This window comes from Flavobacterium tistrianum (assembly GCF_003254545.1).
Lineage (GTDB): Bacteria > Bacteroidota > Bacteroidia > Flavobacteriales > Flavobacteriaceae > Flavobacterium > Flavobacterium tistrianum.
Window position 1 is genome coordinate 320,149 of the sequence record NZ_QJRH01000070.1, and the last position, 22,954, is coordinate 343,102.

12 protein-coding genes are annotated in these 22,954 nt (G+C 36.0%); all 12 read left to right on the plus strand.

The features are described from left to right. Nucleotides 1-29 precede the first annotated feature (29 nt). The 12 genes from DMB71_RS14775 (at nucleotide 30) to DMB71_RS14830 (ending at nucleotide 22,940) form a co-directional block, all read left to right on the plus strand. Nucleotides 30-2,270 carry a GH92 family glycosyl hydrolase gene (locus DMB71_RS14775; protein ID WP_111367332.1) on the plus strand — a complete coding sequence of 747 codons (2,241 nt, stop codon included), beginning with the start codon at nucleotides 30-32 and terminating at the stop codon, nucleotides 2,268-2,270. A gap of 22 nt (nucleotides 2,271-2,292) precedes the next feature. After that, nucleotides 2,293-4,170, plus strand: coding sequence for a sodium:solute symporter family protein (locus DMB71_RS14780; RefSeq protein ID WP_111367334.1), 1,878 nt, complete (start codon nucleotides 2,293-2,295; stop codon nucleotides 4,168-4,170). 246 nt (nucleotides 4,171-4,416) lie between these two features. Further along, entirely contained in the window at nucleotides 4,417-5,382 is a 966-nt protein-coding gene (locus tag DMB71_RS14785; RefSeq protein ID WP_111367335.1) for a glycoside hydrolase family 130 protein, read from the plus strand. Nucleotides 5,383-5,389: 7 nt separating this feature from the next. Beyond that, nucleotides 5,390-6,463 (plus strand): carbohydrate-binding family 9-like protein, encoded by a 1,074-nt coding sequence (locus DMB71_RS14790; protein ID WP_111367337.1) that lies wholly within the window; start codon nucleotides 5,390-5,392, stop codon nucleotides 6,461-6,463. Then, nucleotides 6,438-7,556: a putative glycoside hydrolase gene (locus tag DMB71_RS14795; RefSeq protein WP_111367339.1), complete on the plus strand. Its 1,119-nt coding sequence runs from the start codon at nucleotides 6,438-6,440 to the stop codon at nucleotides 7,554-7,556. The genes DMB71_RS14790 and DMB71_RS14795 overlap by 26 nt, the downstream gene beginning before the upstream one ends. A gap of 90 nt (nucleotides 7,557-7,646) precedes the next feature. After that, the gene (locus DMB71_RS14800; RefSeq protein ID WP_111367340.1) at nucleotides 7,647-8,669 is read left to right on the plus strand and encodes an isoaspartyl peptidase/L-asparaginase family protein; all 1,023 of its coding nucleotides are present in this window, start codon (nucleotides 7,647-7,649) and stop codon (nucleotides 8,667-8,669) included. Between the two features lie 294 nt (nucleotides 8,670-8,963). After that, nucleotides 8,964-11,276, plus strand: a complete 2,313-nt coding sequence (locus tag DMB71_RS14805) for a beta-N-acetylhexosaminidase (protein ID WP_111367342.1) — start codon at nucleotides 8,964-8,966, stop codon at nucleotides 11,274-11,276. Nucleotides 11,277-11,288: 12 nt separating this feature from the next. Continuing rightward, entirely contained in the window at nucleotides 11,289-13,142 is a 1,854-nt protein-coding gene (locus tag DMB71_RS14810) for a glycoside hydrolase family 35 protein (protein ID WP_111367343.1), read from the plus strand. Between the two features lie 36 nt (nucleotides 13,143-13,178). Then, a complete protein-coding gene (locus DMB71_RS14815; protein ID WP_111367345.1) occupies nucleotides 13,179-14,663 on the plus strand; it encodes an alpha-L-fucosidase in 1,485 nt (494 codons plus the stop codon). Nucleotides 14,664-14,674: 11 nt separating this feature from the next. Beyond that, entirely contained in the window at nucleotides 14,675-16,915 is a 2,241-nt protein-coding gene (locus DMB71_RS14820) for a GH92 family glycosyl hydrolase (RefSeq protein ID WP_111367436.1), read from the plus strand. Nucleotides 16,916-16,930: 15 nt separating this feature from the next. Further along, a complete protein-coding gene (locus DMB71_RS14825; protein ID WP_111367346.1) occupies nucleotides 16,931-19,591 on the plus strand; it encodes a glycoside hydrolase family 3 protein in 2,661 nt (886 codons plus the stop codon). A gap of 262 nt (nucleotides 19,592-19,853) precedes the next feature. Next, nucleotides 19,854-22,940, plus strand: coding sequence for a SusC/RagA family TonB-linked outer membrane protein (locus DMB71_RS14830; RefSeq protein ID WP_111367348.1), 3,087 nt, complete (start codon nucleotides 19,854-19,856; stop codon nucleotides 22,938-22,940). Nucleotides 22,941-22,954: the final 14 nt, after the last annotated feature.

A 22,954-nucleotide genomic window follows, 5' to 3' on the forward strand; every position in this document is an offset into this window, starting at 1 on the left:
ATTTAAAGTTAAATTAATATTGTTTTGATATGAGGAAAATTACTCTGCTCTCTTTAACGGTAATTTTTACTGCAAGTTGCAAAATAAATGTAGATAAAAATACGCATCACAAAAGTTTTGCAGCAAATTATGTAGATCCTTTTATAGGTACTGGAGGCCACGGACATACGTATCCGGGGGCGACAGTTCCGTTTGGGATGCTGCAGGTGAGTCCAGATAATGGAGTTTCTAGCTGGGACTGGTGTTCGGGCTATCATTATTCTGACTCAATAGTTTCAGGTTTTAGTCACTTACACTTAAGCGGAACAGGAATCGGTGATTTGGCAGATATTTTATTTATGCCGACAAACAAAAAATTAGACTTAACCGCCAAAGCCGCTTCACGCGATTTCCTTCCGTATAAATCAAAATATAATCATGTTAACGAAAAAGCAACACCGGGTTCTTACCAAGTTTTTCTTGAGGATCCTAAGATCAATGTAGAATTAACTTCTACGCAAAGAACCGCATATCATAAGTATACCTATAATAATAACGACACGCAATCTGTTGTTGTAGATCTTGGTTTTGCGATTAACTGGGATAAGGCGTTAAAAACGTCTATCAAAATTGAAGATGCTAATACTATCAGCGGTTACCGTTACAGTACGGGCTGGGCAAAAAATCAAAAAGTATTTTTTGTAGCGAAGTTTTCTAAGCCAATAACAGAATGTATTATTACTGCTGATAAAAAAGTAGTTTCAGCTAAAAGTGCAGAAGGCGAAAATACCGCTCTTCAGTTATTCTTCGATCCTAAAAACTCTAAAGAATTAGACGTAAAAGTGGCGCTTTCTTCTGTAAGTGTTGAAAATGCAAAAGATAACTTAGATGCTGAAGGTTATAGTTTTGAAAAAGCAAAATCGGATGCCACTTTAGAATGGAACAAAGCTTTAAGTAAAATTAAAGTAGAAACGCCGATTGATTCTCTAAAAACAATTTTCTATACCGCTTTGTATCATGCACAAGTTGCTCCAGTAACATACAGCGATAAAAACGGACAATTTAGAAGAGAAGACGATAAAATTATTACGGCTAAAGATTATACCGCTTATTCTACATTATCGCTTTGGGATACTTTTAGAGCAGAGAATCCATTGCTGACGATATTAGAACCAACAAAAGTTTCCGATTTAGTGAACTCGATGTTGGCGTATTATGAAACTAAAAAGATACTTCCGGTTTGGACATTGTATGCAAATGAAACCAATACGATGACAGGATATCATTCGATTCCGGTTATTGTGGATGCTTACATGAAAGGCATCAAAGGTTTTGATGCCGAAAAAGCTTTTGAAGCGATGAAAGCAACCATGGTGCAGGACGAACGCGGATTGAATTTCTACAAAAAATACGGTTATATTCCATACAACTTATTAGACGAATCTGTTACAATTACTTTAGAATATGCTTACGACGATTGGTGTGTAGCTCAAATGGCGAAAGCATTAGGCAAAACTGCTGATTATGAGTTTTTCTCTAAACGTTCAAAAGGATACGAATATTTATTTGATTCGAAATCTGGTTTTATGAGAGGAAAATCGGAAGATGGAAAATCTTGGAACGAACCTTTCGATCCAAAACACTCGAATCACAGAGAACATACCGATTACACCGAAGGAAATGCTTGGCAGCACAGCTGGTTTGTTCCTCATAATGTAGATGATTTTATTAAACTTCACGGAGGAAACGAGATTTTCACCAAACGATTAGAACAATTATTTACAGAGAGTTCTGAAATTACTGGAAATAACGTTTCAGCAGATATTTCTGGTTTGATCGGACAATACGCGCACGGAAATGAGCCAAGCCACCATATTGCTTATATGTTTAACCATGCGGGTCAGCCTTGGAGAACACAATATTGGGTTCGCCATATTTTAGATACGCAATATAATACGACAGCAAACGGTTTGAGCGGAAACGAAGACTGCGGACAAATGTCGGCTTGGTATGTATTCAGTTCAATGGGATTATATCCAATGAATCCAGCTTCTGGAGAATACGAAATTGGAAGTCCGATTTTCGAGAAATCGACTTTAAATCTTCCAAATGGAAAAACTTTTGTAATTGAGGCTGAAAATGTTTCAGAGAAAAATTTCTATATCCAATCAGCAACTTTAAATGGAAAAGCATTCAATAAAACAGCAATCTCTCACCAAGATATGCTAAATGGCGGTGTATTGCATTTTGTTATGGGAGCACAGCCAAACCAAAACTGGGGTTTAAACTAACTAATTCAAAAATAAATTATTAATGAACATTATTGACGTATCAATCATTTTAATCTATATCGTAATGTCGGTCGGTATAGGAATCTGGATTTCAAGAAAAGCATCTAAAGGTTTAGATGATTATTTCTTGGGAGGAAAATCTATTAAATGGTATTTTCTAGGTTTAAGTAACGGCTCTGGAATGTTTGATGTTTCGGGAACTTCCTGGATGATTGGCGTTTTATTTCTTTATGGCGTAAAAAGTTTCATGTTCATGTGGCTTTGGCCGATCTGGAATCAGATTTTTGTGATGATGTTCCTCGCGGTTTGGATTAGAAGATCAAAAGTAATGACGGGTTCTGAATGGATTTTAACTCGTTTTGGAAGTGATCAGGCTGGAAAAGCGTCACATATTATTGTAGCGATTTTTGCAATTATTTCTACAATTGGTTTCATTGCTTATTTCTTTGTTGGAATTGGGAAATTTGTAACGATTATTCTTCCTTGGGATTTAACAGTTCATATGAATGGTACTGTTTTCTTAACTTCTGAACAAGCTTATGCTTTGCTAATCATTTTCTTAACAACAATTTATACGGTTAAAGGCGGAATGTTTTCTGTTGTAGCAACAGAGGTTGTGCAATATTTAATTATGATTGTTGCCGGAGTTTTAATCGCTGGTTATGCATTTATTAATTATACTGATATTCAGATTAATTCGATTATTACGCCAGAATGGAAAAATGTTTTCTTCGGATGGGAATTTGAAACGCAATGGAGCGATAAATTCGAAACTTTCAATAGATTAATTGATACGGAAGGTTATAAAATGTTTGGCGCTTTCATCGGAATGACTTTATTTAAAGGTTTCTTTGCCAGCGTTGCAGGACCAACTCCAAGTTACGATTTACAGCGCGTGCTTTCTACAAAATCAGTAAAAGAAGCGGCTTATATGAGTGGTTTTACCAACTTGATTTTATTCATTCCGAGATATTTATTAATCACAGGAATTGTAGTGATTGCTTTAGTAAATTTAGCTCCTGAATTAAATGCAAACGTAAATTTAACGGGGGCAGATTTAGAGTTATTGATGCCAAAAGTGGTGAATCTTTATATCCCAGTCGGAATTAAAGGAATTCTTCTAGCAGGATTATTAGCTGCTTTCATGTCTGGATTCTCTGCTTTCGTAAATGCAGGACCGGCTTATATCGTAAATGATATTTATAAAAAATACTTTAAACCAGTTGCTTCAAATAAACATTATATCAAAGTAAGTCAGATTTCTTCTTTCTTAGTTGTTGGTCTTGGAGTTTTCATGGGATTCTTCGCAGATTCTATCAACTCATTGACACTTTGGATTACAAGTGCTCTTTATGGAGGTTACGTTGCAGCCAACTTTCTAAAATGGATTTGGTGGCGTTTCAACGGATGGGGTTATTTCTGGGGAATGGTCGGCGGATTAATCGCTGCTTCTCTTCAATTTATTCTGGATCAGAACAAAGGAAATTTAGCAGCGGGGACATTCTTGCATGATCTTTCACAAGTGCCGTCAATTTATTTATTCCCATTAATTTTCGGATTCTCAATCTTGGGTTGTCTTTTAGGAACTTACCTAAGTAAACCAACTGATATGGAGGTTTTAAAATCGTTTTATTCAAACGTTAGACCGTGGGGATTCTGGACTCCTGTTTATAAACAATTGAAAGCGGAAGACCAATCTTTCCAAAAAAATAATGATTTCTATTTAGATATGATGAACTGCGTAATCGGAATTATTTGGCAGTCAAGCATGATTCTGCTTCCGATTTACTTTATCATTAGAGATTATCCGAAAGCTGGTGTTGCTTTAGCAGTGTTCTTAGTGACGACTACTGTGTTGAAGTTTACTTGGCTGGATAGAGTTCGTAAGATTGAAGAGTAGATTTTAGAAGAAAGAAAATAGAAGCAAGAAGCAAGATTTTTGAGTTAAGAATTTCTCCAAAGTTTGTCATTTCGACGAAGGAGAAATCTCCACGAGTAACTCTACAAAGATTGGCAACTTACGAGATGGAGCTTCTTGCGAAGATTTCTCCTTCGTCGAAATGACAAAACGGTGTGTGGCAGTTCAAAACAACAGTCACAAACAAAAGAATAAAAAACAAAAAACTAATAAATAAAAAAACAAAAAATGAGAACTATTCCTTGGCAAGACAGACCCGAAAACAGTAAAGATGTAATGTGGAGATATTCGGAGAATCCAATTATCGACAGATATTCGATTCCTTCATCAAACAGTATATTCAATAGTGCAGTTGTACCTTTTGGAGACGGATATGCTGGGGTTTTCAGATGTGATAATAAAGCAGTTCAGATGAATATTTTTGCTGGTTTCAGTAAAGATGGTATCAATTGGGATATCAATCATGAACCAATTGTAATGCAGTCTGGAAATACAGAAATGATCGAATCTGCATATAAATACGATCCACGTGTGGTTTGGATTGAAGATCGTTACTGGATTACATGGTGTAATGGTTACAACGGACCAACAATTGGTATTGGTTATACTTTTGACTTTAAAGAATTTTTCCAATGCGAAAATGCCTTTTTACCATTCAACAGAAACGGAGTTTTATTCCCACAAAAAATCAACGGTAAATATGCGATGTTAAGCCGTCCAAGTGATAACGGACATACGCCATTTGGAGATATCTGGATTAGCTACAGCCCAGACATGAAATATTGGGGAGAACACAGATTGGTTATGAAACCAAGTCCGTTTGAGCAAAGTGCGTGGCAGTGTACAAAAGTAGGAGCAGGACCAATCCCAATCTTAACAGATGAAGGATGGTTAATGATTTACCACGGAGTTATCAATACTTGCAACGGTTTCCGTTATGCAATGGGTTCAGCACTTTTAGATGTTGATTCTCCAGATCAGGTAAAATACAGAACACAGCCTTATTTATTAGGTCCAGCAGAGACTTATGAAATGGTTGGAGACGTTCCAAATGTAGTTTTCCCTTGTGCTGCTTTGCACGATATTAAAGAAGATAAATTAGCGGTTTATTACGGTGCGGCAGATACGCACGTAGCTATCGCTTTCGGAAAATTAAGTGAAGTAATTCAGTTTACAAAAGAAAATAGTTTATAATATAAAGATGCATAGTAGAAGTAAATTATTGTCCCTTGCCGTTTTTTTTGTTGGATTGATGGGTTATGCGCAATCTGAAAAACCGGTTACACCGAAAAGTTATATTGCCTATAAAACGTCAAGCGAAATTGTTATTGACGGTGATGAAGCAGACAAAGCTTGGGAAAAAGCAGATTGGACAACTCCTTTTGTCGACATAGAAGGCGTTGAAAAACCAAAATACAATACTCAAGTTAAAATGCTTTGGGACGATAATTACTACTATATCTTGGCAAAAATAGAAGAGCCTCATGTTTGGGCAAATCTAAGACAACGCGATACTATTATTTTTTACAATAATGATTTTGAGGTTTTTATCGATCCAGATAATGATACGCACAATTACTATGAATTAGAAATTAATGCGCTGAATACCGCTTGGGATTTATTCATCAATAAACCGTACCGCGAAAAAAACACGGTTTTAAACGACTGGAATATCGACGGATTAAAATCGGCTGTAAAGGTGGACGGAACTTTAAATAATGCTTCAGATGTAGATAAAGGCTGGACATTAGAAATCGCTATTCCGTGGTCGGTTTATAAAACATCCTATTTCGACGATATTGTTCCAAAAGATAAATTTTGGAAAGTCAATTTCTCTAGAGTGAATTGGCAGCATTCGGTTGTTGACGGAAAATATGAACGTAAAAAAGATTCAGAAGGAAAGTTTCTCCCAGAATACAATTGGGTTTGGTCGCCTATGGGAGTGATAAATATGCATGAGCCCGAAAAATGGGCTTATGTATACTTCTCTTCAAAAGAAATAGGAGCTCAGGACACTTTTACAATTCCGCAGGAAGAAAAGGTAAAATGGAAACTGTATACTTTGTATCGCGCTCAGAAAAGGTATTTCGAAAAGAATAAAACTTGGGCAAAATCATTGCAAAGTATTAGCTCAAAAAATATAATTGTTGATGGAAAAGTTTTAAAACCAGTTTTAGAAAATCATTCATCAGGATTTAATATCTTGGTAAAGAGTCCTTTTTCAAACAAAACCTTAATAATTAAAGAAGATGGTAAAATTATTACGAACGAATAAGTTGCAAAAACTATTAAAAGTTTTAGTATTAGCGCTTTCGCTGAATTTATTCTCGTGCGGACAAAAAGATGCTAAATCAGAAGAAAATGGAAAATTTACTTTTGGAGTTTGGACAACTGCTGACGCTAAAAAATCAGATGCAGATTATTCGAAAGAATTCAAAAAATACAAAGACGGTGGAATCGACGAAGTTTTAATTAACACGCAGACAGATCCGAAACTATTAGCAAGATTAGTTCCGCTTGCAAAAAAAGAAGGACTAAAAGTTCACGCTTGGATTATGGCAATGAATCGTCCAAATGATTCAGTTGCTTTACAGCATCCAGATTGGTATCAAGTAAGTAAAGAAGGAAAATCTTGTTTTGATAACCGCCCATACGTAGATTATTACCAATGGCTTTGTCCAACTAAAGAAGAATCTAGAAACCACGTTTTAGGTTTGGTTGAAGGTTTGGCAAAAGTAGAAGGAATTGAAAGTGTACATTTAGATTACATTCGTTTCCCGGATATTTTCTTACCAATCAGTTTATTGCCAAAATACAACTTGATTCAAGATGTAGAATTGCCACAATTTGATTTCTGTTATTGTGATGCCTGCGTAAGTAAATTCGAAAAAGAACATCACAAAAATCCAAAAAACAGCCACAATACTTCAATTGATATGGAATGGAAAAATTTCAGATTAAATGCTGTAAAAGCTGTAGTTGACGATGCTTATAAAATTGCTCATAAATACAATAAAAAATTAACGGCAGCGGTATTTCCTTATCCAGAAATGGCAGACCACATGGTGCGTCAGCGTTGGGATAAATGGAATATTGACGAAGTATATCCAATGATTTATCATAGTTTTTATGATGAAGAAATTGACTGGGTAGGTTACGCAACCAAACAAGGTGTAGCCGATTTAGAAGGAAAACCGACAAAAGTAAATACAGGAATTTATATTCCGGGATTAAAATCGGATGCAGAATTGAAAGAAGCAATTTTACTGGCGAAGAAAAATGGCGCAACTGGAGTTTCTTTTTTTGACGGAAACGCCTTATCAGATAGTAATTTAAAAACAATTGCAGCCGTAAAATCGGCCTTGTAGTAGATTTTACTGGGATTAAAAAGTATTACTGATTAATTTAGCAACATCAAGAATATTTTGTTTTTGAAAGTTGAATTTAAACCAAAAACCATGTCAAATAGAAGAGATTTTATCAAGAAAACCACTTTAGGAACTTTAGCAATAAGTTCTGTTTTGGGCGTAAGCGGATTTGCTGCCAATCATGAAAATGAACCAGAAGTAGAATCAAAAGAAAAAAAGCAGACAAAACCAATTATCATTTCGACATGGAACCATGGTTTGCCTGCTAATAAAGAATCTTGGAAGAATTTAAAAGAAGGAAAATCGGCTTTAGATGCAATCGAAGCTGGAATGAAAATACCTGAAGCCGATCCGAATGTCCGCAGTGTTGGTTATGGAGGATATCCAGATCGCGAAGGGAAAGTTACTCTTGATGCCTGTATCATGGATCACAATAGCAATTGTGGTTCTGTTTGTTTCTTGCAGGGAATCATGCACCCAATTTCTGTTGCAAAAAGAGTGCTTCAAAATACACCTCACGTAATGTTAGCAGGGCAAGGTGCATTGCAGTTTGCTTTGTCTGAAGGTTTTAAAGAAGAAAATTTACTAACGCCAGAATCGGAAAGAGATTGGAAAAAATGGCTGGAAGATTCTAAATACAAGCCGGTTATAAATATAGAAAATCACGATACCATAAGCATGCTAATGTTAGACCAAGATGGCAATCTTTCGGGCGGATGTACCACGAGCGGTGCGGCTTGGAAAATGCACGGACGCGTCGGTGACTCCCCAATAATCGGCGCGGGTCTTTTCTTGGATAACGAAGTAGGGGCTGCCGCAGCAACCGGTTTGGGCGAAGCGGTTATTAGAACTGCAGGAAGCGCAATGGTTGTCGAATTAATGCGTCAAGGAAAATCTCCTTATGATGCTTGTAAAGAAATTACAGAGCGTATTTACAACAAACATAAAAATCATAAAGACATGGAATACCTGCAAGTTGGTTTTATTGCGTTGAATAAAAACGGTGAATACGCAGGTTACAGCTTAAGATCAGGATTTAATTATGCAGTTTCTGATGATGTGAAAGGCCACAGAATGGAAGACGCGAAATTTAAAATGTCTTGGGAGAAATAAGTATTACGTTTAGAACTTTGTCAAAGTTTGGAACTTTGACAAAGTTTTTCGACACAGTTTTGTCATTTGAAGGAATGAGAAATCACACTAGTTGATTGACAAAGATTGAAATATGCGCAATATTTGTCATTTCGACCAAGGAGAAATCTCCACAAGAAGCTCTACAAAGATTGGCTTTTCGTTACGGAGCTACTCACGAAGATTTCTCCTTCGTCGAAATGACAAACCAAACCTAAAAAACTATGTCTCTATGTGTTTAAGTAATATTCACAAAGAGAAACCAAAAAACAAAGAATGAAAAAATTACTATTCCTATTAACCCTAATCACTTCAATTTTCTCAGCTAACTCACAGAAAATTTACACGGAAAGTGATATTCGTATCATTCCAAAACCGAGTCAGACTCTTATTAAAACAGGTGTTTTTGAATTTACAAAAGATACAAAGTTTGTAGTAAACGGTGATTTTCAAAAAGATGCTGCAAATGCTTTGGCTTCTAAATTCGGAGTTGCTGCGGGATGGAAACCAGAAGTGACTACAAAAGCTCCTGCGAGTAATTATGTTTTGTTGAAAACAGATCCAAACTTGAAGAATGAGGCGTATGTTTTAGATGTAAATCCAACCAACATTGTTATTTCTGCGAAAGGAAATAATGGGTTTTTATATGCTTTAGAAAGTATCAGACAATTACTTCCTGAAGCAATTGAAAGTCAGTTTGCGATTACTTCTGCAAAATGGGAAATTCCAAGTTTGACTATTAATGACGAGCCTCGTTTTAAATGGAGAGGTTTAATGTTGGATTTTTCACGTCATTTCTTCGATAAAAATTATGTTTTAACTACAATCGATCGTTTGGCAGCACATAAAATGAATGTTTTGCACATGCACTTAGTTGACGATCAAGGATGGAGAATAGAAATCAAAAAATATCCAAAACTAACAGAAGTTGGTGCATGGAGAGTAGATCAGGAAAACAGAAGCTGGAATGCCAGATTGACTACAAATCCTGATGAAAAAGGAACTTACGGCGGATTCTTCACTCAAGAAGAATTAAAAGAAATTGTAAAATATGCTGCAACAAAAGGAATTGAAGTAATTCCTGAAATCGAAATGCCGGCTCACGTAAGCAGCGCCATTGCTTCTTATCCAGAATTGGCTTGTTTCAATCAGCGAATTGGAGTTCCTTCGGGAGGAGTTTGGCCTTTGACAGATATTTACTGTGCAGGAAAAGAAACGACGTTTGAATTTTTACAAAATGTTTTAGACGAAGTAATGGCTATTTTCCCTTCTAAATATGTTCATATTGGAGGTGATGAAGCGACTAAAACCAATTGGGCAAAATGTCCTTATTGCCAAAAAAGAATCAAAGATGAGCACTTAAAAAGTGTAGAACAATTACAAAGTTATTTCGTAAAACGCATTGAAAAATACGTTAATTCTAAAGGTAAAAAACTAATCGGCTGGGATGAAGTACTGGAAGGCGGACTTAATCCAAGTGCTACAATTATGTGCTGGAGAGGAGAAAAAATCGGTGCAGAAGCGGCTAAACAAGGTCACGATGTAATTATGTCTCCAGAATCTCCATGTTATTTCAATTTCTATCAAGGTCCTCAAAATGAAGAGCCTTTGGCTTTTGATGCTTATAATCCGTTGAATAAAGTGTATCAGTTTGATCCAGTTGTTCAAGGAATGACGCCTGAAGATGCTTCACATATATTAGGTGGTCAAGCCAATTTATGGGCAGAACATATTGCAGGACCAAAAGATTCTGAATACATGATTTTTCCAAGATTGGCAGCTCTATCAGAAACATTATGGAGTCCGAAAGAAAAGCGTAACTGGAACGATTTTACATCGAGATTGTTCTCCATGTTTAAACGTTACGATTATCAGGGATTAAATTATGCGAAAAGCGCTTATTTGGTAACGGCTTCTTCAACAGCTGATTTAGGAAATAAACAAATCAAAGTCGAGTTGAAAAATGAGTTCCCAAATCCAGATATCCGCTATGTTTTAGGAGATAAAAATATTGATCATCACGCAGTAAAATATACTGCTCCAATTGAAATCAAAGAAACAACAGTTTTAAAAGCTTCTTTATTTCAGGATGAAAAACCGGTAGGAAAAACATTTACAGATACTATAGTTTTCCATAAAGCATTTGCGAAAAAAGTGAAATACTTAACGCCTTACAACGATAATTATAAAGGAGATGCCAGTACGATGGTAAATACCATTCGAGGAAGCAAAAATTTCCATGATGGACAATGGCAAGCTTGGCTGGTTAATGATATGGAATTGGTAATCGATCTTGAAAAAATAGAAAGTATTGAGCAAGTATCAGTTGGAGCTTTAGAAAGTCAAGGAGCTGGAGTTAATTTCCCAATTCAGATAAAAGTATTGATTTCTAATGATGGAATTAAATATACGCAAGTTGGAAAAATAACACGCTCGTATGCAGTAAATCCAGTTCCTGAATTGAAAGATTTCAAAATTAATTTCCAAAAACAGAATGCACGTTTTGTGAAAGTAATTGTAGGCAACTTGAAGAAAAGTCCGAAAGGAGAAAGCTCTTGGTTGTTTGTGGATGAGATTTTGGTGAATTAAATATTTTAAAAAATGAATAAGATATTATTTAAACTCGGAGTAGTATTGATTTGCTTGATGCCGTTTTTTACTTCGGCGCAAAACAAAGGATTTTCTATATCGAATGGAGAATTTCAAAAAGATGGGAAAATTATAAAAATACATTCGGGAGAAATGCACTATGAGCGTATTCCTAAAGAATATTGGAGACATAGACTGCAAATGATTAAAGCTATGGGATTGAATACCGTGGCAACTTATGTGTTTTGGAATTATCACGAAATTGAGCCAGGTGTATGGGATTTTAAAACAGGAAACAGAGATTTAGCAGAGTTTTTACGTATTGCTAAAAGTGAAGGATTATATGTAATTCTTAGGCCAGGACCGTATGCCTGCGGTGAGTGGGAATTTGGAGGTTACCCTTGGTGGCTGCAAAACAATAAAGATTTGGTAATTCGTACCAATAACAAAGCATTTTTAGAAGCTTGCAGAACGTATCTGCAACAGTTATATGCAGTGGTAAAAGGAAATTTTGCTAACCAAGGAGGACCAATTATTATGGTTCAGGCGGAAAATGAATTTGGTTCTTATGTTTCTCAAAGAACCGATATTAGTACTGAGGATCATAAAGCATACAAAACAGCCATTTATAATATACTTAAAGAAACTGGGTTTCCAGAGCCTTTTTTTACTTCTGACGGTAGTTGGTTGTTTGAAGGTGGTGCTGTTGAAGGCGTGTTGCCAACTGCAAATGGAGAATCAAATATGGAGAATTTAAAAAAGCAGGTTGATAAATTCCATAAAGGGCAAGGACCTTATATGGTGGCAGAGTTTTATCCTGGCTGGTTGGATCATTGGGCAGAACCTTTTGTTAAAATTGGATCAGAGGAGATTGCGACTCAAACTAAAAAGTATCTCGACGCAGGTGTTTCTTTTAATTATTATATGGCGCATGGCGGTACTAATTTTGGATTTACCTCTGGTGCAAATTATAATGAAGAAAGCGATATTCAGCCGGATATTACAAGCTACGATTATGATGCGCCTATTAGCGAAGCAGGTTGGGCAACTCCAAAATTCATGGCTATTCGTGACGTAATGCAAAAGTATTCTAAAACAAAATTAGCACCGATTCCAGAGAAAATACCAGTCACAAAATATCCTAATCAGCCTGTCAAATCAAGTATGGATGTTTTAAGTTGGATCAAAAAAGAAAAACCAGTCGTAAATGACCAGCCATTAACATTTGAAAAGTTAGGTCAAGGAAATGGATACGTTCTGTATCGAAAAAGATTTACGCAGCCAATTTCTTCTGGCAAATTGAAAATTGAGGGATTGAGAGACTTTGCCACCGTTTATGTAAACGGAGTTAAAGTGGGTGAATTGAATAGAGTTTTCAAAAATTATGAATTGACTGTTTCTATTCCTTTTAACGGTATTTTAGAAATTCTGGTTGAAAATATGGGACGTATTAATTACGGAGCTGAAATCGTTCATAATACTAAAGGAATTATTTCTCCAGTATTCATTAATGAATATGAAATTAGTGGTGGATGGGAGATGTATAAAATGCCAATGAGTGAAGTTCCTGCTGTTAAAAATGAAACGGTAAAATCGGGACGCCCAGTTTTATATGAGTCTACAGTAAACATCGATAAATCAGCCGATACTTTTCTTGACATGACCAATTGGGGAAAAGGAATTGTATTTGTTAACGGACACAATCTTGGTCGTTACTGGAAAGTTGGACCACAACAAACACTTTATGTGCCAGGCTGTTGGTTGAAAACGGGCGAGAATAAGTTTGTTGTATTCGAGCAACTTAATGAAAATGCTCAAACAGAATTAACTTTTACAGATCAACCGATATTGGACAAACTAAACTAAAAAACAAAGAATAATAAATTATAAATTAGATTAAAGATGAAAAAAGGAATATTCATTATCGCCCTTTTATTTTCAGCTCAGATATTTGCTCAGGCGATTTATGAAGATGAAAGATACGTACCAGAAACTGATCCGTTAGTTTTAAAGAACCTAGACGAATGGCAAGGCAAAAAATTTGGTTTGTTAATGCACTGGGGAACTTACAGTCAGTGGGGTATTGTAGAATCTTGGTCTATCTGCCCTGAAGATTACGGATGGTGTGAACGTAAAAAAGGAAGTAATCCATCTAATTATAATGATTATATTAAAGATTATGAAGGTTTAAGAAAGACTTTTAATCCTGTAAAGTTTGATCCTGCAAAATGGGCTAAAGCAGCGAAATATGCGGGTATGAAATACATGGTTTTCACCACCAAACACCATGACGGTTTCAATATGTATGATACAAAATATTCTGATTACAAGATTACTAGTAAAGATGTTCCTTTCCATACAAATCCCAAAGCAGACGTTTTAAAAGAAATTTTCAACTCTTTTAGAGGTGAAGGCATTTCAACTGGAGCTTATTTCTCTAAACCAGACTGGCACAACGAAAACTACTGGGATCCTTATTTCCCTCCATTTGATAGAAACGTAAATTACGATCCGTCTTTATATCCAGAAAAATGGCAGAAATATGTTGATTTCACGCACAACCAAATCTTAGAAATTCTTTCTAACTACGGAAAAGTAGATATCTTATGGTTAGATGGTGGATGGGTTAGAAAAAGAGACCAAGTGAACATCAAAGAAAACTACGACGAGAAATTTACAGAAAACGAATCTAAAAACGGTTTCATCAAGCATAGAGTAGTTGATCAAGATCCTAAAATGGATGAATTGGTTGTAAAAGCGCGTCAAAAACAACCAGGATTAATTGTTGTTGACAGAGCGGTTCACGGTAAAAACCAAAACTACTTAACTCCAGAAGGACGTGTTCCTGCTAAAACTTTGCCATACCCTTGGGAATCTTGTATCCCAGCAGGCGGCGGATGGTCTTATTCTCCAGGTGCGACTTATATGACTGGAAGACAAGGAATTCATTTGTTGATTGATATTGTGGCAAAAGGAGGTAATTTATTATTAAACGTTGCTCCAAGTCCAGAAGGAGAATGGGATAAAGGAGCTTACGATTTATTGCAAGCTTATGGAGATTGGATGAAAGTAAACAGCACAGCGATTTACAACACAAAACCAATCGAACCTTACAAAGAAGAAAACATCTGTTTCACACAAAATAAAGCAGGAAATGTATTTGCATTTTATTTAGCTAAAGAAGGAGAAGACAAAATTCCTGCTGAAGTTACTGTAAAATCAATCAGCCCTAAAAAAGGAACAAAAATTACGATGTTAGGTTCTAAAACTTCTTTAAAATGGACAAAAGAAGGAAACGGATTTAAAGTAATTATTCCAGAAAACTTAAGAAATAATCTTCCTGCAAAAGAAGCTTGGACTTTTAAAATTGAAGCGATCAACAGATAAAAATGAAACCTATGGTTTTACATACAAACAAATTTCAAACAGCATGTATTTTTTGCATGCTGTTTTTTAGCATTACTATTTTTGCGCAGGAACCTGCCGATTTTGTTAATCCGTTTATTGGAACTTCCAATTATGGCGCTGCTTTTCCCGGACCAATTGCTCCACGCGGAATGGCTAGCATCAGTCCATTTAATGTGGCGGGAGTAAAAAATACTCCGATGGAAAAAGACAGTCAATGGCTTTCGAATCCGTATGTGAATGAAAATACTTTTTTGACTGGCTTTAGTCAGGTGAATTTGAGCGGTGTTGGCTGTCCAGATTTGGGTGTTATTTTATTGATGCCAACGACTGGAAATGTAGAAATAGATCATTTAAAATATGGTTCGACCTATTCAAATGAAGTTGCGAAAGCAGCGTACTACAGCGTAAACATCGATAAGTACAAAGTAAAAGGTGAATTCACAGCTTCAAAACGTGTTGGAGTGAGCAGATTCACTTTCCCAAAAGGGCAATCTAACATTTTATTAAATCTTGGTCTAGGATTAACAAATGAAGAAGGCGCGATGATTAAGGTGGTTTCTTCTACCGAAATTGAGGGAATGCGCTCGGTTGGATCATTTTGTTACAATAGTCCTGAAGATGCATACCCAGTTTATTTTGTGGCTCAATTTTCTAAGCCTGCCTATAAATCTGGAATTTGGAAAAAAACCGCAAAATACAATGGTGTTGAAGCGCAATGGATGGGTTACAACGGAAAAGCGAGAATAATGGAAAATACTATTAAAACTGTAGTAGGTGATAGTATAGGAAGTTATTTTACGTACAAATTCGAGAAACAAGAAACGGTTGAAGTGAAGATTGGAATTTCATATGTAAGTATCGAAAATGCCCGTGAAAACTTAGCAAAAGAAGTGGGTAACAGATCTTTTGATGCAATTTACAAAGAAACCTACAACGAATGGAACGAAGAATTGTCTAAAATTTTGGTTGAAGGTGGTACAAAAGATGAAAACACGATTTTCTACACAGCTTTGTATCACACTTTAATTCATCCAAATATTTTAAATGATATTAACGGACAATATCCCGTAATCAAAAGAAGTAAAATTGCTAAAACCGATGACACCCGTTATACCGTATTTTCTTTATGGGATACGTACCGAAATGTACATCCACTGATGTCTTTGGTTTATCCAAAACAGCAATCTGATATGGTAAAAAGTATGTTAACTATGTTTGATGAAAACGGCTGGTTACCCAAATGGGAGCTGAATTCTACTGAAACTTTTACCATGGTGGGAGACCCTGCAAGTATTGTAATTACAGATAGTTATATGAGAGGAATTCGCGATTATGATGTTAATAAAGCCTATTATGCGATGTTGAAAGGCGCAGATAATGTTGAAAATAATCCGCTTCGTCCTGGATTGAAAGATTATATCAAAAAAGGATATTTGACAACCGACAATAAAGGCCCAGTTTCGACAACTCAGGAATACAATATTTCAGATTATTCTATTTCGCTTATGGCCAACGAATTCGGTGACAAAGACAATGTAAAACGTTTTAAAGAACGATCATTATCCTACAGAAAATTATTTGATAAAAACTTAAATCTGCTTCGCCCAAGAACAGCTGATGGAAAATGGTACGAGCCATTTGATCCAAATTCAGGAGCCAATTTTGAAGAAAATGTTGGTTTTATCGAAGGAAATGCTTGGCAGTATAATTTCATGGTTCCTCACGACATTATCGGATTGAAAAAATTAATGGGCGGAGATCTAGCATTTTCGGTTCAATTGCAGAAAATCTTCGATAGCAAACAGTTTGATATGGCAAACGAACCAGATATTGCCAATCCGTACTTGTTTAATTATGTAAAAGGTGAAGAATACAAATCTCAAGAAATGGTAAAGAAATTGGTTCGCGAATATTTCAAAAATGAACCAAAAGGATTACCAGGAAATGACGATACAGGAACAATGTCCGCTTGGTTAGTGTATTCGATGATGGGAATTTACCCAATATCACCGGGAGATCCAATTTATACCATTACAACGCCAATGTTTCATAGAGTGACGATCAAATTAGATCCAAGATATTATAAAAAAGAAAGCATCGTAATTGAAAGACAAGAAAATAATAGCGGGAAAATCAATTCGATAGAGCTAAATGGAAAATCACTTAATACTTTCTTTATTTCACATGATGATTTTGTGAATGGAACAAAGCTTAAAGTGATTCAAAACTAAACACGCAACACAACTATGTTACAATTAAGAATGAGAAAAACGGCCATTATTTTTGTAATGGCTGTTGGTTTTTTTAACCAGATCCATGCCCAGAAAAAGTATCCGTATCAGGATGCCAAATTACCAGTAGAAGAAAGAGTTCAAGACTTGTTAAGCCGTATGACGCTTGAAGAAAAAGTGCGTCAGATGGATATGTACAGAGGAGATTTTTTTAAAGATAAAGAAGATTTTGCTAAAGGTAAATCGGCTGAAAAAATCGGCAAATTAGGAATTGGAGCAATTCATGATTTGTATCCGCGTTCGGCGAAAATGATCAATGATTTACAAACGAATGTAATTAAAGGAAACCGTTGGGGAATTCCAGCGCTAATTATGTGTGAAATGCTTCACGGATATTTAGACGAAGGAAGTACTGCTTTCCCAATGAATATTGGTCTTGGAGCAACTTGGGATGTGGCTACGATGGATAAAGTGGGTAAAGTTATTGGTATGGAAGCCAGAGCACATGGAGTTCATTTTGGTTTTGGACCCAACTTAGATTTAGGACGCGAACCACGTTGGGGACGTGTTGCTGAAACTTTTGGAGAAGATGCTTTTTTGAATAGCGAAATTGGTTTGGCTTTCATTAAAGGATTGCAAGGAGACGATTTAAAATCAGATCGTTCTATTATTGCAGAACCAAAACACTTCGCCGTTCACGGTATTCCACAAGCGGGAGGAAATTCTTCTCCAATTTTGGTTGGAGAACGTTCTGCTAGAGAAGATCATTTGCCATCTTTTGAAAAAGCATTCAGAAAAGGTGGTGCTTTAGGTACTATGTGTGCGTATTCTGAATTGGACGGAATTCCTTGTGCAGCAAATCACTGGTTATTGACGGATGTTTTGAGAAACGAATGGGGTTTTAAAGGTCTTGTAGTTTCCGATTTAGGAGCTATTAAATACATTCAGACAACTCACAAAGTAGCTGATTCTCCAAAAGATGCTATTAGAGAAGCCGTTTCGGCTGGTGTTGATATGCAGTTTTATGATTTTTCAAACGAATTCTGGCAGAATACAGTTATTGAATTGGTAAATGAAAAGAAATTGACAACAGAAAATATCGACCGTGCAGCGGGAGCAGTTTTACGTTTGAAATTCTTATTGGGATTATTTGAAAATCCGTACACAGATAAAAATCTAATTAAGGAGCGTTTTCATACTCCAGAAAATCAAGCTGTTGCTTTAGAAGCGGCGCAGAAATCTATGGTTTTATTGAAAAATGACAACAATACTTTACCGTTAAGTAAAAACCTGAAAAACATTGCCGTTATTGGACCAAATGGAAATGCTTCAAGACTTGGGGGTTATGCTCCAAAAAATAGTGTCGCAATGACGGTTTATGAAGGAGTTAAGGAATTGGTTGGAAAAACTGCTAATGTAGTTTACGAAGAAGGAGTTCCGTTAATCGTAAAAGGACAAATTATTCCATCTAAATATTTATTTACTCCAGACGAATCTCAAAACGGATTAAAAGGAGAATATTTCAATAACAGAAACTTAGAAGGAACTCCAGCATTGACTCGTGTTGACAGCCAATTAGAATTTGACTGGCCTTGGGCGCCTGGAGATGGTGTGAATGTAGATGATTTTTCTATCAGATGGACAGGATTCTTAAAATCAGATCAGGCTCTTGATGGCTGGTTAGGTTTAAGTTCTGATGACGGAATCAGAATGTATATCGATGATCAATTGGTTATTGATAATTGGACAAAAGGTGCGACAAGCATGGTGACGACTCCAAAAATTATCGAAAAAGGTAAAAAATACAAAGTCCGCATTGAAATGTGGGAAGGAGGCTGGGGAGCCAGAGCGCATTTCCGTTGGAATTTAGAAAAAGTAAACTTACAGCCAGCAATTGATGCTGCTAAAAAAGCAGATGTTGCAATTGTCGTTTTAGGAGAATCTAACGAATTGGTAGAAGAAAACAGAGATGTGGCTTCTTTAGATTTATTCGGAATTCAACAGCAATTGATTGAAGAGATTCACAAAACAGGAACTCCGGTAGTTTGTGTGTTATTAAACGGTCGTCCGCTTTCTACAAATTGGATTGCTGAGAATATTCCAGCCGTTTTAGAAGGATGGTTCCCAGGCGAATTAGGAGGTAGAGCAGTTGCTGATGTATTATTTGGAGATTATAATCCAGGAGGAAGATTGCCAATTACAGTTCCAAAATCAGTTGGGCAGTTACCAATATATTACAATCAAAAACCATCTGCAATCCATAAATACGTTGCAGAAAGCGAACACCCTTTATATTCATTCGGTTACGGATTAAGTTATACAAAGTTTGAATATTCTAATTTAAAACTGAATACTACTGAAATTAAACCAAACGGAGAAGTAAAAGTTTCTGTTGATGTTAAAAACATTGGAGATAGAGACGGAGACGAAGTAGTTCAGTTATACATTAACGATGTTTACAGTTCAGTAACAACTCCTGAAAAAACATTAAAAGGATTCAAAAGATTAAATATCAAAAAAGGCGAAACAAAAAATGTTGAATTCACACTTACGACAGATGAGCTATCTCTTTGGAACAGAGAAATGAAGCGCGTTGTAGAGCCCGGAGATTTCGAAGTTATGGTCGGCGGAAATTCGACCGATTTGCTTAAAACTAAATTCAAGGTTTTGAACTAAAAACCCAAAAACGCCGAAGATTTTTCGGCGTTTTCGCTTTAAAAAAATGAATACAATTATAAAAGACCAAATTCTATTCAATAATAGAATTTGGTCTTTTAATTTAAGGCAGAGTAGGATTACAAATGAAAACGTTTTCTTTCAATAAAACACTAAAGATTTACCAACACCTTTTCAAAATTGTCATTTGTCGAAATAATATTTTGTTAACAGAATGTATTCTTAAGTTTAACATGTTATTAACTCTAAAAAAACAACTAATATGATTAAAAACGTACTAAAATTACTGTTGGTCATATGCCTTTTTGGTTTTCAAAGCCTTCAAGCGCAGACTACAGTAAAAGGAACGATAACAGATGCTCAAAGCGGGATTCCGATTCCTGGAGCAAATATTATTGTTAAAGGAACTAAAACAAGTGCTTCAACAGATTTTGACGGTAAGTACAGCATTAGTGTTCCTAATCAATCAGCAGTTTTGGTTTTTACTTATGTAGGATCTGCTACAAAAGAAGTTGCTGTGGGATCAAAATCTACAATTAATGTAACTCTTGGCCCAGATACGCAGCAGTTAGGAGAAGTAGTGGTGACCGCTCTTGGTATTAAAAGAGAGAAAAAAGCCATTACGTATTCTGCACAAAACGTTTCTGTAGACGAGTTATCTGAAGCAAGATCATTAAACGTTGCCAACTCACTTTCTGGTAAAGTTGCAGGTCTTAACTTCTCAACTACTTCAAATGGTGTTGGTTCTTCTTCTAGAATTACTTTAAGAGGTAACAGATCGTTAAACGGAAACAACCAGCCTCTTTACGTAGTAGATGGTGTGCCAATTTCTAACGGAACAACAAATACAAATCCTGATATTGATACAGGAGGAACTACACAGCCTGATGGTATTTCTAACATTAACCCAGAAGACATTGCTTCGATGACTGTTCTTAAAGGACCATCTGCAGCTGCTCTTTATGGTTCTAGAGCATCAAATGGTGTAATTGTAATTACAACTAAATCGGGTAAAGCTGGAAAAACTTCGGTTTCGCTATCATCTAACTTTATGGCTTCTTCTGCTTATAATTTGATGAACTTGCAAAACGAATACGGTCAAGGAACAAACGGAAATTATGTTTCTAACTCAAGCTCAAGCTGGGGTGCGCCTTTAGACGGACGTCAGGTATCTGCTTGGCAGTTGGTTCGTAATCCAAATTACGCTGGGCCAGCTACGCAAAGCTATTCTCCACAGCCGAACAACGTTATTGATTTCTACAAAACTGGTTATAACTTAGCAAACACTTTGACAGTTACTGCTGGTAACGAAAAAGCGCAAGGTTATTTTTCTTATACGAACACACGTGCTGAAGGTATTGTGGGAGGGAACAAAATGGACAGACACAATCTTAACTTAAGATTGACAAGCAAGATTACAGATAAATTAACTTTAGATGCTAAAACAAATTACATCGTTCAGGATATCGATAACTTATTAAGAACAGGTGAAGAGTCTATCGGAACATCTGCTTATTTATTGCCTCGTAGTATTGCTTACAACGATTACAAAGATTTCGAATACTTTGATGCAGCAGGACAAAGACAAGTAAACTATTTCCTTGATGAAACTGGAGCTCCTGGAGGAAACCCATTCTGGTCTGCTTTGAGAGATGATGCTCGTACAGATAAAAGAAACAGATTTATTGGTTTAGCTTCTCTTAAATATGAGTTTACAAAAACGTTAAGCTTACAAGGTAGAGCTGGTCTAGACCAAATGACAAACAAAAACGTAAGAAACAGATATGCTACGGCAGCTTTCAACAGCAACATGGGTTCTTACAGCGAATCTTATGAAACAGTAAGCGAATTAAACATTGATGCATTACTTTCTTACAATGAAAAATTCGGAGATTTCTCTGTTGGTCTTAATGGTGGTGCTAGTTCATTGCAACAAAATAGTTCAGCTTTAAATTCTGGTGGTGTTTTAAGTAAAAGAAACTTCTTTGCATTATCAAACGTACAGACAGTTCAATCTACTTCTACAGCTTCAGAAAAAAGAATCAACTCTATTTATGGATTCGGACAAATTGGTTTCAGAAACTACTTATTCTTAGATTTAACGGCTAGAAATGACTGGTCTTCTACATTGCCAGAAGATTATTTCTACCCATCTTTCGGACTTTCAGCTGTTCTTTCTGATATGTTTACATTGCCAGAAGTAATTAGTTTTGCAAAATTAAGAGCTTCTTATGCAGAAGTAGGTAACGATACAGATCCTTATCAGACACAACAAAGATTTTCATACATCGGAGGAAACGGTGGTATGTTATACGGACAAAGCACAAAAGCAAATCCAAACTTAAAACCAGAGATTTCTTCTTCTACAGAGTTTGGTGCCGATGTTAGATTCTTCAACAATCGTTTAGGTTTAGATTTCACATATTTCAATACCTTAACTAATAATCAAATTTTCTACATCAATACACCTGAGCCTTCTGGATATTCTAGAGCGATCGTAAACGGCGGAGATATCGAAAATAAAGGTATCGAGCTTACGCTTACTGCGACTCCAATCCAGACAGAAAACTTTACTTGGGATATTACAGCAAACTACGCTTCTTACAAGTCAAAAGTAAAATCTATCTTTGAAGGGAGAGATGAATTAGTTCTTGGTGAAGGACGTTTAGTAAGAAGTAAAGTGGTTGTTGGAGGCGAATATGGTGATTTATACATCAAAGGTTTCCAAAGAGATCCAAACGGAAATATCATTGTAAATAGTGCAGGTATTCCATTGGCAACAAATGGTTTTGATGTTCGTGCTGGTAACTTTAATCCAGATTGGACAGGAGGTTTTAGAAACAGCTTTAAATACAAAGATTTCTCTTTAAGCTTCTTAGTTGACTTTAGAATTGGTGGTGAAGTTATTTCATACACTCAAGCTAGACAAGCTGGTTTAGGGGTAAGTGATATTACTTTAGCAGGAAGAAATGGCGGAATTATTGTAGATGGTGTTGTAGCTAATGGAGACGGAACTTATTCTCCAAACACTACTAGCATCAATGCTGAACAATACTGGACAGCAATCGGACAAAGAACTCCTATTGCAGAGCCATTCATTTATGATGCTACAAACATCAGATTAAGAGAGCTTGTTTTTGGTTACTCAATGCCAAAACGCTTATTAGGTAACTCAGGATTTACAAGTATCGATTTCTCATTAGTAGGTAGAAACTTGTTCTTCTTCTTAAACAAAGCAAAATACTTTGATCCAGAAGCAGGAGCAGGAACAGGAAACCTACAAGGAATAGAATCTTTCAACATTCCATCAACGAGAGATTATGGAGTTAATGTTAAATTCGGATTTTAATTAAAAAAGAGATA